This is a genomic window from Candidatus Enterococcus willemsii (assembly GCF_009933335.1).
Lineage (GTDB): Bacteria > Bacillota > Bacilli > Lactobacillales > Enterococcaceae > Enterococcus_F > Enterococcus_F willemsii.
Window position 1 is genome coordinate 284,734 of sequence record NZ_MAEL01000054.1, and the last position, 16,849, is coordinate 301,582.

General features: G+C 36.3%; 9 protein-coding genes. 5 read left to right on the plus strand and 4 right to left on the minus strand.

Translation table 11 applies throughout. From position 1 onward, the window contains the following. The first annotated feature begins 32 nt into the window (after nt 1-32). Nucleotides 33-890 carry a 16S rRNA (cytidine(1402)-2'-O)-methyltransferase gene (gene rsmI / locus BAU17_RS12470; RefSeq protein ID WP_161903152.1) on the plus strand — a complete coding sequence of 286 codons (858 nt, stop codon included), beginning with the start codon at nt 33-35 and terminating at the stop codon, nt 888-890. Nucleotides 891-1,065: 175 nt separating this feature from the next. Further along, nucleotides 1,066-2,196, plus strand: coding sequence for a DNA polymerase IV (gene dinB / locus BAU17_RS12475; protein ID WP_161903153.1), 1,131 nt, complete (start codon nt 1,066-1,068; stop codon nt 2,194-2,196). 37 nt (nt 2,197-2,233) lie between these two features. Here dinB and BAU17_RS12480 read toward each other — a convergent pair whose 3' ends face one another. After that, nucleotides 2,234-3,655 carry a helix-turn-helix domain-containing protein gene (locus tag BAU17_RS12480; protein ID WP_161903154.1) on the minus strand — a complete coding sequence of 474 codons (1,422 nt, stop codon included), beginning with the start codon at nt 3,653-3,655 and terminating at the stop codon, nt 2,234-2,236. A gap of 374 nt (nt 3,656-4,029) precedes the next feature. On the opposite strand from BAU17_RS12480, the gene BAU17_RS12485 reads away from it, so the two are divergent. Next, on the plus strand, nt 4,030-9,240 hold the full coding sequence (locus BAU17_RS12485; RefSeq protein WP_161903155.1) for a Cna B-type domain-containing protein: 5,211 nt from the start codon (nt 4,030-4,032) through the stop codon (nt 9,238-9,240). A gap of 34 nt (nt 9,241-9,274) precedes the next feature. Here BAU17_RS12485 and BAU17_RS12490 read toward each other — a convergent pair whose 3' ends face one another. From BAU17_RS12490 to nrdD, 3 genes are all read right to left on the minus strand, one after another. Further along, the gene (locus tag BAU17_RS12490) at nt 9,275-10,705 is read right to left on the minus strand and encodes a helix-turn-helix domain-containing protein (protein ID WP_161903156.1); all 1,431 of its coding nucleotides are present in this window, start codon (nt 10,703-10,705) and stop codon (nt 9,275-9,277) included. Between the two features lie 208 nt (nt 10,706-10,913). Continuing rightward, the gene (gene nrdG, locus BAU17_RS12495) at nt 10,914-11,516 is read right to left on the minus strand and encodes an anaerobic ribonucleoside-triphosphate reductase activating protein (protein ID WP_161903157.1); all 603 of its coding nucleotides are present in this window, start codon (nt 11,514-11,516) and stop codon (nt 10,914-10,916) included. A gap of 12 nt (nt 11,517-11,528) precedes the next feature. Beyond that, nucleotides 11,529-13,718, minus strand: coding sequence for an anaerobic ribonucleoside-triphosphate reductase (gene nrdD, locus BAU17_RS12500; RefSeq protein WP_161903158.1), 2,190 nt, complete (start codon nt 13,716-13,718; stop codon nt 11,529-11,531). 243 nt (nt 13,719-13,961) lie between these two features. Between nrdD and BAU17_RS12505 the strand changes: the two genes are divergently transcribed. Both BAU17_RS12505 and BAU17_RS12510 read left to right on the plus strand, forming a co-directional pair. Further along, the gene (locus BAU17_RS12505) at nt 13,962-14,729 is read left to right on the plus strand and encodes an ABC transporter ATP-binding protein (RefSeq protein ID WP_161903159.1); all 768 of its coding nucleotides are present in this window, start codon (nt 13,962-13,964) and stop codon (nt 14,727-14,729) included. Next, nucleotides 14,719-16,782 carry an ABC transporter permease gene (locus BAU17_RS12510; protein WP_161903160.1) on the plus strand — a complete coding sequence of 688 codons (2,064 nt, stop codon included), beginning with the start codon at nt 14,719-14,721 and terminating at the stop codon, nt 16,780-16,782. Before BAU17_RS12505 ends, BAU17_RS12510 begins: the two co-directional genes overlap by 11 nt. Nucleotides 16,783-16,849 lie beyond the last annotated feature (67 nt).

A 16,849-nucleotide genomic window follows, 5' to 3' on the forward strand; every position in this document is an offset into this window, starting at 1 on the left:
TTGTCCAGTCTTTTTGTTGAGGAGTGACATAATTGAAAAAACAACGCAGTTTTAAAGAGCAAAAGGGGACACTGTATCTCGTGCCGACACCGATTGGTAATTTGGAAGACATGACTTTTCGTAGTGTGAAAACATTGCGAGAAGTCCAGTTAATTGCCAGCGAGGATACACGTAATACGCAGAAGTTATTGAATCATTTTGAGATTACTGTTCCTCAAAAAAGTTTACACGAACACAATTACAAAGAACGAATTCCACAATTAATCACGTTGCTAAAAGACGGAAAAAATATTGCCCAAGTTAGTGATGCAGGGATGCCTTCCATTAGTGATCCGGGTCATGAATTGGTCGTTGCGTGTATTGAAGAAGACATTCCAGTGGTGTCGCTGCCTGGCGCAACAGCTGGTCTAACAGCCTTAATTGCTTCTGGGTTAGTGCCACAGCCAAATTATTTTTATGGTTTCTTAGCACGTAAGAAAAAAGAGCAGATACAAGAGTTAACTGAACTAATGTACCAATCAGCAACGATGATTTTTTATGAGTCACCCTATCGTTTAGGTGCGACGATTCGTAATATGGTTGAGGTTTTTGGTCCGAATCGTCAAGCAGTTATTTGCCGAGAATTAACCAAGATTCATGAAGAATATTTACGAGGAACCTTGCAAGAATTAGCGGAGTATTTAGCTGAAACAAGCGTGAAAGGTGAATGTTGCTTAATGGTCGAAGGAAGTGCAGAATCTGCTCCTGAAGAAGACGAAGGAACTTTAATGGAACAAATCGAAGCCTTATTAACCACAGGAATCAAACCGAATGATGCGATTAAAGAAGTTGCCAAAAAAAATGGATTAAAAAAACAAATCGTTTATAATGAGTTTCACGGCATTCATTAGAAGAAAAAACAATAACTCCGCAAAATAAAACCTTATGCAGCTATTTTCAAAACAGCTTGTATAAGGTTTTTTATTATGAAAAAAGCGACTATTCATTTTAGTTAACGTCAAAGTAAATGTGAATACTTGTAGGGGAACGTTCGTTTGTATTATAATGTAGTTGAGGTGATAACTGATGACGGGCTTACAATTTCCTTTAAAAAATGATACATCACGTAAAATAATTCATATTGACATGGACGCTTTTTTTGCATCAGTAGAAGAACGCGACAATCCAGAGTTAGCTAAGAAACCGTTGGTAATTGCTCGTCATCCACGAGATACTGGGGGGCGTGGCGTCGTGACCACTGCTAATTATTTGGCTCGACAATATGGGATTCACTCTGCGATGAGTGCACAAAAAGCGTTTGAATTATGTCCTCAAGCTCATTTTATGCCAGGAAATTATCATAAGTATCGGGAAATTTCAGAGAAAGTCCGAGAAATTTTCCAACGTTATACGGAGGTCATTGAACCAGTGTCGATTGATGAAGCCTATTTAGACGTGACTGAAAATAAAATTAATAGTACATCAGCTATCAAAATTGCAAAACTGATTCAGCATGATATCTGGAAAGAAGTGCATCTGACATGTTCGGCAGGTGTGAGTTACAATAAATTTTTAGCTAAATTAGCCTCTGATTTTGAGAAACCACGTGGCTTAACTGTGGTTACACCAGAAAATGCTCAGCGTTTTTTAGTCAATTTACCAATTGAAAAATTTCACGGTGTGGGGAAAAAGACCGTACCAAAAATGCATGAATTAGGTATCTTTACTGGACAAGAGTTATATGAAAAATCTGAGATGGAACTAATTCAATCGTTTGGAAAAATGGGGTACTCCTTGTATCGAAAAGTCCGAGGGATACACAACTCACCAGTAAGTGTTACGCGTGAACGCAAGTCTGTTGGTAAAGAACATACTTATGGTCAAGTGTTACGGACTGAGGAAGCTTGTTTGACCCAATTACGTAGACTATCAGAAGAAGTTGCGGAGAGTTTAAAACGGGTACAAAAACATGGAAAAACAGTCGTGCTAAAAGTTCGTTATGCCGATTATACCACCATCACGAAACGAACAACCCTAAGACAATATGTACACAAAAAAGAAGATATTTTTTCACAGGCAAGTTTGATTTGGGAAGAAATTATGGGAATTGAGAAAGGCATTCGCTTGTTGGGGGTAACTGTGACAAACTTGGATCCATTGACTTATGAAAATATTGTTTTACCTTTATGGGAAATTGGAGACCCTTATAAAGAATAAAAGTTGAGGACAACAAAAGCGTTGGTCTCAACTTTTTTTAGTCTAATACGATTCTTTGAATGGCCTGATCAATTGTCGTTAAATCTTGCTTGGTTAGCTGAATACTTGTCATGACAAAAGTTTGATGTACAGCTAATTTTTCTCGATAATTAATCGTGCCAATAATTACATCAGCTTCTTGAGGGGTGGAAACCAACTGTACGTGATACTTATTTGAAAAGTGTAGAGCAACGGTATCTTTGATACGATGCAATGACAATGCCGTTAAGTCAGTAAATATAAAAAGTTTGATTTTAGGTAAAAAATAACGCAAAGGTAAACAATATTCACACAATAAAAAACTTTGTGTCTCGAAATAAGCATCATTCCATGAAGTTGCTTGCACGAAAGCGGTCCAAAATTTCTGGAATTGTTGGAAATAATAAGGCTGTGTTCGAGCCAGTTGGGAAAAGTCAACTGCAGGAAAAGCAGCTAGTAATGTCTGATCCACTTCGAAAAAGAAACTGGAAAAGTAACGCTTCAAAAAATTCTCATATAAAAAAGAACGATTGCTGTTGTCAAAGGGGCGAAAATAGTTCTCAAAGAGGGTAATCCATTGATTGAATGCCGCGTCGATTTCTTTGACAGATAAATTTGAAACATCAATCGGAATATCAAAATTGGCCAAGTTAGAATTATAAGCAGTTAACAATAGAAATTTCCACTCATCTTCTTCCCATGAAGCTAATACTTCAGGTTTTTCGGGGAAGAGAAGATCATTTAGATGTGGGAAATTTTCTTTGTCGAAACAAATAGGCGACTGTTGGTCAATTGCTTGTTGACTGACGAACAACAGGAGCGCAAATACTTCTGTTTCTGTTTGACGAAAGGCTAATTTTAAATGCTGAGCAATTGCTTTTGTTTGTTCAAGGTAGGTATCGTGGGCATTGAGCCAATAAATATTTGATAGTTGGCGATGGACAATATAGAGAAAAATAAAAGTAAAACAACGAATTGTTGATTCTGCGCCAGTTATTTTCAATGTTTGCGATAACGTGATATGTAGACCATATTTGTTTAAATAACTATTAATTTCTTTTATTTTTCTTTGTAAAGTCGATAAACTGATGAAATGTTCGCGACAAAAATCAGAAGTTGATAAGGTACGCTTAAATAAAATTTTTTGATAAATGCTAAAAGCTAAATCTTGAGAGGCGATAAAATCCAATAATTTCTGCATATTTTCAGAATGACGGACTAATTTAATACCGCGATGGCGATTGATTACTAATTCAACTTCTTTATTTGGGTAGCAACGCATAATAATATCTTGTAAATCCTTACATATTTTTTGAACTTGTCCCAGTGTAGAATATCCTAATGTTTCCAATAATTGGTTGCTTGGAATGTAATCAACTTGTTCGTCTAAATGCCGAAGAATATCACGCATCATCCAAATTGATGGGGTAAAACCAAACATAAATAATTCACTTCCTTTATTGTAGAAAACTTAAATTTAATCAAGTTTTGCTAATTTGTCAATATTCAGAAAAATACTCATCGCAAGTGGTTTTTAGAGTGCTGAATAGGTTGTTATTAATAAATTTGAATTAAACGGTTGTTTTGTTCTTTTTTTTTCCTTTTTTACTATTGAAATAAACAATTATGTACCAAAAAGGGAGAAAGAGAAGCCGTTTCGTAGTTTAAATTACCCCTACTCATTATTCATTGATTAGAATACGATTTAATGAAGATAACAAAAAATGTTTTGACCGCATAGAATAAAAATATAGTTAGGTAAAAAAGATGCATTGCCTAACGGACAAGAACAACTGAAAAGTGGAGGGATTTATCATGAAAAAAAACAAAAATCAATGGCTACGAAAAATACCAACGATTTTAGCAATTGGCTTGTTATGTTTACAAATTATGGTACCAGCTGGCATCGTATTAGCAGAAGCACGTACCAAAGATTCGACTACACAGCAAGTAGTGACTGAATCAACAGTAAATTCTACGACACAAAGTACAGTACTGGAATCATCTATTCCTACAGTGTCTTCAACAAGCAGTTCACAAGCGATAACGACACCAACTACTGAAAGTGAAGAAACACATCCAAGTAGCGAAGCAGAGTCGTCGGACGAGGATCCTGACCCTGTCACAACAAATACGAGTACAGAAGAAAGTACAACAAGTACACAAGAAGAGACGAAAAAAATAAATCTACAACGAGCTGCATTAAATATCCGCTCTTTATTTGAGGGGACAGATACTTTTCTATCAGATGTGAATATTGAGGTTTTTGATGGGAATAAAAAGATAGATTATGAAAATGAGACAGTTCCTGCTGATGCAACGATTCGTATTAATTACACTTGGCGAATTCCACAGCATCTACTGGATGATAAATTACTACAAGCTGGTGACTATTATGAAACAGATTTACCAGGAAATCTCGTGTTGACGCCACAATCAGGGGAGTTGAAAAGTACAGCGGGTGTGGTTTATGGAACGTATACAATTGGAGCAGACCGCAAAGTTCGCTGGACATTCAATGATCGAATCGAAAAAGAAAATGATATTCATGGGACTGTTTATTATGCGGAGCAGTTGAATGATGAGGCTACAGCAGGGGAAAATATTATTCGAATTCCTGTTGATGGTGGATTTAAAGAAATAAAAATTATTGTTCGCCCGAACGGAGGCAATTCGATTAGCAAGTTAGGGACGAAAGGTTCAGATAATCAAACAATTCATTGGGAAGTGTCAATTAATACTAATTTGGAGACTTTGAAACATGCGACAGTTACTGATCCTTTACCAGCAGGTACTACTTTGAAGAAACTGACCGTTTATCCACAAACAGTCAATTTAAAAGGGGAAGTGGTTGCAACAGGAAATGAATTAATTGAAGGCGCTGACTACACGATAAATGGAGATGTCGTAACTTTTATTGGAAAATATGCCAATACAAATCAATCATTCAAACTTGTTTATGAAACGACAATTGAAGATGAAAAAATACCATTTGAAGGTGGTAAGATCACTTTTAATAATATTGCTACCTTGAAAAATGGTGACGAGACGCATTCAGCAGATGCAAGTATTACGACAGAATATGGAAAGTTAATTGAGAAATCAAATCCAAGTCGATCACAATCAGCCAATGGTCATGTCTATAAATGGAAAATTAAATATAATTATGGCTACAAAAAATTACCAGTAAATTCTTGGGTCAAAGATACTTTGCAAGGAGATAATTTGGCTTTTATTCAAGATTCCGTAGTTATTCAAACGGTTGATGGCACAACTTTAGTCAAAGGGACGGATTATAAAGTTGTGTTTAATGGGAAAGAAATGACTATCACTTTCTTAAACGAACTAACAACAGCGGTAAATATTGAGTATCGAACCAGTGTTGTCGGTGTAGTGGATGATGATTTCAAAGAGACGATGATAAAAAACAGTGCAGAGACAACAGGTGGCTACAAAGATGAAGGTCGAGGCACAATTGATATCAATGGCGTCGTAAAAGATGCAACAGTTAATTATGACACACGTAAGATTAATTGGACGATTGAAGTGAATACCTTTAAATATGAGATGCATAATTGGCATTTGGAAGATACTATGTCAGAAGGATTGATTTTTAATAAAGATAGTCTGGTTATTCACGAAAAAAATGGTGCAGCTTTGGTACTGGGAACGGATTATGAATTTGTAGGCGAACCCACAGATACAACGTTCCGTGTACGCTTTATTGGTGATTTGGCTAAAGGAACAAATCATACGTATGTTATCACTTATGCGACCGACTTTGCCAGATACAAAGATAAATTTACGAATACAGCTATTTCTCATTGGCAAGATGCATCCGGTAAAGACTATAAAAATACGCGTACTAAAGAGCAGAAGGTAACAACACCTTATGTATTAGATGCTTCTAAAGGTGGCGAATACAATGCACAAACGAAAACTATTAAGTGGACAACGATTGTGAATTACAACCAAGATGTCCTAAAAAATGCGTCTATTACTGATCCAATTATCGGTAACGATCAAGTCTATGTAGCAAACAGCGCAAAAGTCTATGAAGTCACAATTCATTCGGACGGTTCTGTTACCTTGGGACAGGAAGTACCAAATATTACAAGTGAGGAAAATCAAGTAATTACAGCTAATTTACCAGAAGGCTCAACAAAAGCGTATGCTCTTGTTTTTGAAACGAGTTTAGATGGGAAAGTCATTAAAGCGGATGCTTATAAAAATGAAGCAAGTTATGTCAATCATGCACGTAGTCAAAAAGTTAATGCTTCAGTCAAAGCAGCTAATGGCGGTTCATTTGCAACGAAAAGTGGTAAGCAAGATGCAACGAATGGTAATTATGCGAATTGGTCGGTTGTTATTAATCCATCACAATCAACTTTGACCGATGTAACTATCACCGATGAACCTTCAACGAATCAAGTATTGGATCAATCTTCCTTTATCATTTACGGCACAACTGTCAGTACCGATGGTAAAATTACCAAAGATGTAAGTAAAATATTACAAAAAGACCGGGACTATACCATTTCCGTACAAACAAATAATGAGACTGGTCAACAAGTATCAACGATTAAGTTACTAGGGACAATTAAGACAGCATATATCTTAGAATACCGTTCATTAATTAATTCAGATTTATTAAATGATACTGTTTCAAATAAATTAGCGATTAAAGGTGTTAATGAAGAAACAGTTGAAGAAGAAGCGCAGGGTTCAACCAAAGTCATTGTTTCTGGAGGTACAGCAGAAGGCTCAAAAGCTTCGGTAACTCTAGTCAAAGTAGATAAAAATAAGAAAACCAAGACACCATTAATTGGTGCCAAACTAGAATTATGGTCGATGAAAAGTGATGGTAGTAAAGATCAATTAATTCGTTCTGGCGAGACCGATGGAAAAGGTGAATTAAAATTTGGCAATCTGCGAGCAAACCATCCGTATTTATTAATTGAAACCCAAGCACCTGCAGGTTTTACCGTTAATGAAGAACTACGTGATGGCAAAAAAGTGGAATTTGCGCCGGAAGCTGAAAATAATTTATTTGAAGAGCTTCGAGTCGAAAATGATATTCCACGTATTACTTTTACTAAAGTAGCAAGTGAAACCAAAGCAGGCTTGGCGGGGGCGACGTTTGCCATTAAAAATGCAGAAGGACAATTTTATAACGGCTTAGATGAGCATTATGTTGTTCAATGGGTTGGTAAAGAATCCCAAATTTCTGAGGAAACCAAGACTGCTTTAACATCCAATGCACAAGGTGTAGTAGAAGTGAGTGGTTTACCTATCGGTGTGTATAGCATTAAAGAACTTGTAGCACCTACAGGATATGATGGGATAGAAACAGAAATTCCATTTGAAGTGGTTAATAATCAAGGAATAATCGAATTAAAAGAAGCTATCGCTGATATTAGTAATGAAAAAATACAATACGTAAATTTACCTATTACAAAGGTTTGGAACGATGCAAACAATCAAGACGGCAAACGTCCAGAATCAGTGACGGTTCATTTACTTGCAGATGGAAACAAAACGAATCAAACAATCACCTTGACTAAAGCAACGGATTGGAAGGGGACTTTTGAAAACTTACGTAAATTTGATTCATCAGGTAATGAAATTCATTATACTGTAAAAGAAGATAAGGTAGCTGGCTATGAAGAACCAACAATTGAATTAGTGAACCATAGCTATGTGATTACCAATACACGTGTTCCTGAAACAATAACCATTGAAGGAACAAAAACATGGGATGATAAGGATAATCAAGATGGCAAACGACCAGCAGAAATTATCGTTAACTTATTCGCTGATGATGAACAAAAAGCAACTGCTACAGTTAGCGCGGAAACAAATTGGACCTATCGTTTTAGCAACTTACCGAAATATCAAAATGGAAACGAAATTGTCTACCATGTGACAGAAAACGTTGTGCCAGAATATCGGACAGAAATGAATGTATTCGATATTACCAATCACTATACTCCAGGCGAAACAAGTGTGAACGTAACAAAAGTTTGGGACGATGCAACGAATCAAGATGGTCTTCGTCCAGAAAATATTTATGTTCAATTATATGCGAATGGAACAAAGAGTGGCGAAGAAGTCTCACTAAATGCGGCTAATAATTGGACAACCATGTGGAATCACCTAGCCTTAAAAGAAAATGGAAAAGATGTTATTTATGAAGTGAAAGAAGTCAGTGCTGTGACAGGGTATACGACAAAAATTACAGAACCAGCTAAAGGCAATTTCATCATTACCAATAGTCATACACCAGAAACAATTACCATTAAAGGAACGAAAACATGGGATGATACAAACAACCAAGACGGTAAACGACCAACAGAAATTACGGTGCGTTTGTATGCAGATGGTGTGGAACAAACAACTACGAAAGTGACTGAAGAAACAAATTGGACCTATACGTTCACAGATTTAGCCAAATACCAAGAAGGCAAAGAAATCGTTTATACAGTTACTGAAGATCAGATTACTGATTACCAAGCTAGTTATGATGGTTATAACATTATCAATACGCATACACCGGCTAAACAAAGTATTGCTGTAACTAAAAATTGGCAAGATGAGCAAGACAAAGATGATATTCGACCAGATAAAATTGTTGTTAAATTGTTAGCAGATGGAAAAGATACCAAACAAACATTGACATTAAGCGACGAAAATAATTGGCAAGGTTTCTTTGTTGATTTGGATGTTTCTAAAGAAGGCAAAGGGATTGTTTATACCGTAGAAGAACAGACTGTTAAGGGGTACGAAGCAACTATTTCTGGAAATATGGAAAAAGGATATGTTATTACCAATACGCATATGCCAGAAAAAGGAAAGCCAAGTAAACCAGTTAAACCTAACAAGTCAACGCCAAATAAAACAGTGAAAACAAAAGCGCACTTACCAAAAACGGGTGAAAAAACCACCATTTGGTTGAGTATTCTAGGAATCGTGATACTCTTATTGGTAAGTACGGTCTATTTATTAAAACACCGAAAATCCGCTTAAAAAAAACGCATCGGCTAGGTTAGTCGATGCGTTTTTATGCTAATAATTGATGAAATATTTCTTCTAGGTGATTGTAATCGTGTTGTGTTAAAAGACCATGAATAATAATTAATGGTTTACTCAAGAGGTTCTGACTACGTAATGGATGTAAAGTACCAATCACTAAATCACTTTCTTCTACAGTTGAAACAAACTTGATAATATAGTTACTTGCAAAATAGGAACAAATGGCATTTTGTGTATTTGCCGAAAAGAGTAAATCTAAATCGGTATAGAAGTAAATATGAATGGTAGGTAAGAATTCAGTTGGAGGTAGGAAATACTGGCATAACAAGAGACTTTGCATTTCAAAATGATTGTTCACCCATTCACCACATTGTGCGGAAAAGGCTTGCCAAAAGTGGTCAAACTGTTTGAGATAGTATGAATGTAACTGTTCATTTTGCTGAAAATTAACGCCCGGAAAAGCCGATAATAATTTTTGATCAGTCTTTAGGAAGAAACTTGCAAGGTACATTTTTTGAAAATGATTGTATAAGTATTCGGTTTGTGTGGTATCGAATGGTGAGAAATATTTCTCAAAAAGAGTTACCCAAGTCGCGAAGTCTCGATCAAGTTCTGGAAATTGAATGGCTGTTAAATCTATTGGACTATCGTAGTTAGCTAAATTAGAATTATGCATAGTTAGTAAAAGAAATTTCCAGTCGTCTTCTGTCCAATGAGGTAAGAAATTGACTTTTTTAGGAAATTTAATCGCCTCAATGTATGGAAAATCTTCTTCACTAAAATTAATATGCTGATTTTTTTCGATAGCGGAAGTTGCGATAAACAAATGAATGGCTAAAATCTCTTCTTGGTAATCAAGAAAATTGAGTTGAAGACTATGGTTTAGTTTTTTTGCCAAATCGAAATAGGGTGAACTATCAGTTACCCTATTTACGTTGGACATTTGTCGATGCAACATAAATAGAAATAAAAAAGTAAAGCTACGTATCATAGACTCTTTTCCACGAATTGTCAATCGCTGCCCCAAAGTGATATGTAAGCCAATCGTATTGAGGTATTGATTAATCTCCTTTACTTTTCGTCTTAAGGTAGAAAGACTAATAAAATGTTGCTCGAAAAAAGTATCCGTTGAAACAGAGCGTTGAAACAACAATGTTTGATAGATGCTATAGGCTAAATCTTTCGAAGCAATCTGATTAAATAAAGGATGGAAGCTACAATTAGATTCGTGATATAATCGCATCCCATGACGTTTGCTAATAGCCAAAGTCATTTCTTGCGGTGCATAACAGGTTGTAATTAGGTCTTTTAATTCTTGGCAAGCCTTTTTTACTTGCGTAATATTCGAGTAGCCCAATAATTGCAGTAGGCGTTCACTTGAAATAGCTGTTGTTTGATTATCAAGTATTTTGACAATATCAAATAGTAACCACATCGATTTCTCAAATCCGAGCATCATGTCACCCCTTTTGTATATCTACGATTAATTGTAACGGCTTTTATCAGGAGATTCAACGTTCATAATATCGTTTTGGTAGAAACATAAAAAAAGGGAGTTGTAGTCGTTATGTAAGAGCAAAATATCCAAACCATGTAGAGATTGCTTAGGCAACCTACGAAATAGTTTGGATACTTTTTGTATTTATGTCACAAATCCAGCATTTATCTTAAATGAGTGTTTGTTTTTTGATTTGTTCATATTGTTGTTCGGCATCAAGACATTTTTCCCAAATAACTGCTTGTTGTTGCGCAAGCGATTGGGGGACATCAATAATCCGTTGATTGCTACTTCCTCGAAATTGCAAATTTAAATCTCTTTTACTTAATTCAAAGCGTCCGTCAACTAAAATATCAATTTGTTTTAAAAGCCTCTGTTTATCTTCAGTTTCTTGTAACAATTCTTCAAAAGTATAGCCAGACCAACTCCAAATATCTTTTGCTTGACCAAAGGTGTTTCGAACGCGTTTGACTAATTGCAAACAGACTTCCGTATTTAAAAAAGGTTCGCCACCAAGTAAGGTTAAGCCTTGGACGTAGTCGTGTGACAAATCTTCAATAATTTGTTCTTCTAGTTCTTGTGTATAGGGAGTTCCGTAGCGGAAATTTTGGACCGCTTTATTAAAGCAACCTTCACAGGCAAACAAACAACCACTGACGTATAAACTATTTCGGACACCTTCACCATCCACAAACATAAATGGCTTGTAGTCAGCGATGTATTGTTGGCTATACTGACTACTTTGCCATTCTTTTGGTTTTGGATTCCGCATCTCACTCACTCCTTATTCTTTCATATGTTTGACACGAGCGGAAATTTCTTTGTGACGTCCATGAACCATCGGACGTGCTTGTGGATTGCCTAAGTACCCACAGGTTCGTTTGACTACATCACAAGTTTTTGGATCGTGGTTGCCACATTGTGGGCATTTAAAACCACGTTCAGTTGGGTGAAAATCACCTTCAAACCCACATTGATAACAATGATCAATTGGTGTGTTGGTTCCTAGGTAACCGACACGGTCGTAAGAATAATCCCAGACTGCTTCTAACGCTTTCGGGTTTTGCTGCAAAATCGGGTATTCACAATAATGGATAAACCCTCCGCTACAATATTGAGGATAATCTTTTTCGAAATCTAATTTTTCAAAAGGTGTCGGATTTTTACGAACGTCGTAATGAAAGCTATTTGTGTAATAGTCTTTATCTGTAATATCTTTAATTACACCAAATTTTTCAGTATCTAATCGACAGAAGCGATCGGTCAGGCTTTCGCTAGGAGTGGAATAAACACTAAAGTGATAGTCATAAGCCTCCGCCCATCGGTCCGCATGTTGTTTTAGCTGCTGTAAAATTTGAATGGTAAAGTCTTTCGCTACTGGATTATTTTCCCAATCAGGTCCGTAAAAAGCAGTTGCAACTTCGTAAAGGCCAATATAGCCAAGTGAAACCGTTGCACGTCGGTGTTTAAATAAATCATCAACCCTGTCTGTAGGAGCTAATCTTTTTCCAAATGCACCATACATATAAAGAATGGGGGCATTTGCTGGTGTCGCTTCTTTACAACGTTCGACCCGATAAACAAGGGCGTCTTTAACAATCGCTAATCGTTCTTCTAGTAATTGCCAGAAATGCTCTTCGGATGATGCTTCTAAGGCAATCCGTGGCAAATTTAAGGTAACGACACCTAAGTTCATTCGTCCAACATTTACTTCTTGCCCATCGGTATCTTTCCAACCTTGTAAGAAAGAACGGCATCCCATCGGTACTTTAAAGCTACCTGTTAGTTCAACAATTTTGTCGTAATTTAAAATATCTGGATACATCCGTTTCGTTGCACATTCCAACGCTAGTTCTTTGATATCATAATTGGGATCAGTTGGTTGTGAATTAATGCCACGTTTGATACTAAAAATTAATTTTGGGAAAATGGCTGTCCGATGTTCACTTCCTAACCCATTGATGCGATTTTGGAGGATGGCTTTTTGAATTTCTCGTTCAAACCAATTCGTGCCTAAACCAAAACCAAGGGACGTAAAAGGTGTTTGTCCGTTAGAAGTAAAGAGAGTGTTAATTTCATACTCTAAACTTTGCATGGCATCAAAAATATCTTTTTTTGTTTTTTTACGAGCATAGGCTTGTTGGCGTTCTTTACTGTCGATCCATTCTTTGGCATCGGTTAAGTGTTTCTCATAATTTCGCTGTGCAAACGGAGCTAATAATTCATCCACACGGTCTGCGGAACAGCCACCATATTGACTTGATGCCACGTTTGCAATGATTTGCGAAATTTGTGCAGTAGCAGTTTGGATAGAACGGGGGGATTCTACTTCCGCATTTCCCATCTTAAATCCTTCGTTTAACATTTTTTTAAAATCAATTAAGCAACAATTGGTCATCGGTGCATATGGATGATAATCTAAGTCGTGGTAATGAATGTCTCCTTTTTGATGCGCGTTGGCAACGTGAGGTGGTAACATTTTCAGTCCAATTGATTTGCCGACAATTCCAGCAGTTAAATCACGTTGTGTGTTAAAAACATTGCTATCTTTATTCGCATTTTCATTGATGACCGATTGTTCTTTGTTCATTAATTTTTCAATGGTAAAGTTAATATCGGTTGCTTGACTGCGTTGGAAATCGCGTTGTGTCCGATAGCGGATATATTCTTCAGCGAGTTGATATTCATGATGGGCCAACAAAGTATGTTCCACAATATTTTGGATTTCATAAATTTTGATATCAGTCGTAAAACGAGCAGTAATCTCTTGATTAATTTTATCGACAATGAGTGCTAACGATTGATGTTCAATGGGGGAAAGTGTGCCATTTAGCTGTTTCTTGGCTTTTAATAATGCGTCGTAAATCTTTTTGTCATCAAATTCAACGAGACGGCCATCACGTTTGATAACGTGGATAGTTGTTAAATTTGACGATGATCGATATTGTTCATCTTTTATCTTTGTTGCATACATAAGAATCCGCTCCTTTGATTTGTTCATTTTCATCATAAAACAAAAACATCAACATTTCAACTATATGTTGTATATGTTATTGGTTCGTGAACTATATATTGTGTTTGTTTATGTTTCTTAAAATGTATGAGAATAACGTTTTTATTGTTTTTATTTGCACAAAGTGGTGAAAAATTTTTTTATTATTTGATTTGAGTTAATATAGAGATATGCTAAGATACAGTAAAGAAATGAGGCGTGAAAGTGAAAACAATGATTGATGTCAAACACTTAACAAAAACCTTTGGCACACGTTTTAATCAGACAAAAGTGCTAGATAATTTATCATTCAGTGTTGATAAAGGAGAATTTGTAGGAATTATGGGACCGAGTGGGGCAGGAAAGACGACCTTGATGAACATTCTTTCTTCACTGAGTTTACCAACGATGGGATCGGTTTATATTGATGGGAAGGATATTACTCGGATGAAAGAGAATGAATTGAGTGACTTCCGACGAAAAAAAATCGGGTTTATTTTTCAAGATTTCAATTTATTAGACACACTGACTGCTCGAGACAATATTCTGCTACCTTTGGCTATCGACAGTTTGTCGGTAACAGAAACGGAGCAACGAATAAACAATGTATCTGAATTACTTGGTATGACTCATTTTTTAAATCGCTATCCCGATGAGCTATCCATTGGTCAAAAACAGCGAGTTGCTGCTGCTCGAGCGATGGTTGCTCAACCGCAAGTGATTTTTGCTGATGAACCGACGGGCTCCCTAGATTCAAAGTCTGCTGCTGAATTACTTCGTTATTTAAGTGAAGTGAATCTGCACCAAGACACGACCATTTTAATGGTCACACATGATCCATTTACAGCCAGCTATTGCAATCGTATCTTATTTATTAAAGATGGGGTATTCTTTTCAGAAGTCGTTCGACGTGGTTCACGCAAAGAGTTTTTTGAACAAGTCATTGATATGCAGGCAACGATTGGTGGAGGTGGTCGAACGAATGCTTTTTAAAATCATTTGGCGTAGTTTTTTGCGACAGACACGAAATTACGTAGTGTATTTTTTATGTATGATGTCATCGGTCATGATTTTCTATTCATTTAGCGCTATGACGTATGATCAACCTCTGGTCCATCGAGCGCAGCAAGATATCCAAATTGGTGGTGTCTTATCACTGGGAAACTTTATTGTTGCAATTGTGGTCTTATTTTTCATGCTAAGTGCGAATCAATTCTTCATTCAGCAACGCCAGAAGGAGATTGGGTTGTATCATTTGTACGGTATCCGAAAATCACGAATTATTGCTCAGTTAATTGCAGAAACATTGGTTTTGAATGCCGTGTCATTGTTTGTCGGTATTTTAATGGGGATTGTTTTCTCTAAATTTTTTGCGATGATTTTAATTAAAGCCATGGACTTAAATATTGTGAGTCGTTTTTTTATTTCGTGGCCATCAATCCTGACTACAACGCTTATCTTTTTATTAGCAGTCGTGTTTATTTCAATTCAAAATATTTGGATATTACGGAAAAAACAATTAGTTGAACTTTTTCATCAGAAAAAAATTACAGCGAATTCGCGAATCAAGCTGCATTGGAGTGGTTATATTTTCGCATTAATGAGTGTGGGCTTGATTGGCATTGGTTACTATATCGCGACCAATTTTGTTTCCGTTACGACGCGATATATTCAACAAACAGAAGACAATGGGGCTTTTTTATGGATGCCGTTGTTTATTTTTACCGCCTGTGTGTTTGGCACTTATTTATTTTTTCGTTTTGGTATGCAGATGGTGTTTGCTACTTTTACAAAATGGCGTAAGTATAATCAAAGTCATTTACGTTTTATTATTTTTAATAATGCACGTCATCTCATGTATAAAAGTTGGCGCACATTATCGCTCATTTCAATTGTCTTAGGGATAGCGATTTCCATGATTGGTGGAGCAATTGGAGCTTTTGCAATCACTTATCAAATAACCGAGACAAATCATCCAACAGACTTTCAGTTATCACCAACGAATATGAAGGCTTTGGAACAGTTCATTACAAATAGTGGCGGGCAGATTTCTCAAAAATTCATCTTGCCTCTAAAAGCAATAGGTTATTATGAACGACAAGAAAATGAATTGACGGAAGAAAATTATGAAACAATTGAAGTGTTGGATGTCATATCAGAGAGCTCTTTTCAAAAATTAAAAGCGGTCATACCTAAGTTACCTGACGTTCATATCGAACAAGAAAATGGGGCTGTTTTGCTAGAATCAGATATTCGTTACAATCAAGCAAAGACAGATACAAAGCGCAAAATTTCTTTACCCGATTCTCAAGATGTCTATGTCGAACAAATCTATGGGAACTTATTGGGAAACAGCTTGGTTCGATATGGATTTAAAACGATGATTGTTACAGATAATTTGTATCAGGAATTAGAAGGTATCCCTTATCAAGTTGTTTATGCCAACGCAAAAGGTTACAATGAAGAACAATTCTATCAACAATATATTGAGAAATTTCCGGGTAGATGGGGAGAAGACATTCTTTATCACTATGATTACCAAGAGGGTGTCTTAACTGGTAAAATTGAACACAAAACACCTGATACACCGGATCCTACTTATCAAAAAGGTCAAGGCATGATGAGTCGTTTGACCCAAGTTAATCGATACCTTGATATTCGTTCAACACGGCGTCAAGGTGGTATTTTCTTGTATGTCGCACTTTTTGTAGGAATGATTGTCTTGCTAACAACGGCAGGAACCTTGATGGTACGTCAATTCTTTGAAGCGAGTCGCGAAAAGAAAAATTATCAGTTACTGCAACAGTTAGGTATTCCCAGAAAAGCTCTGCACAAAGTTGTTTACAAACAAATTGCTTGGATTTTTTTCCCCACAATGTTATTAGCCGTCAGTCATGGAAGCTTTGCCATTTACATGTTAACGCAGCTGATTCAAGATGCCAATTATTGGGTGGCGTATCTCTTTTGCTTCATCACCATTTTTATTTTTACGGCAGCATACTTACTGACAACGAATTTTTATTTACGAATTATTGAAGAGGAATGACGAGCTTTCGTTATTTTTCTTCCTCTTTTTGCAGAAAACGTATGGTATAATTTAAAGGTAATGTTTT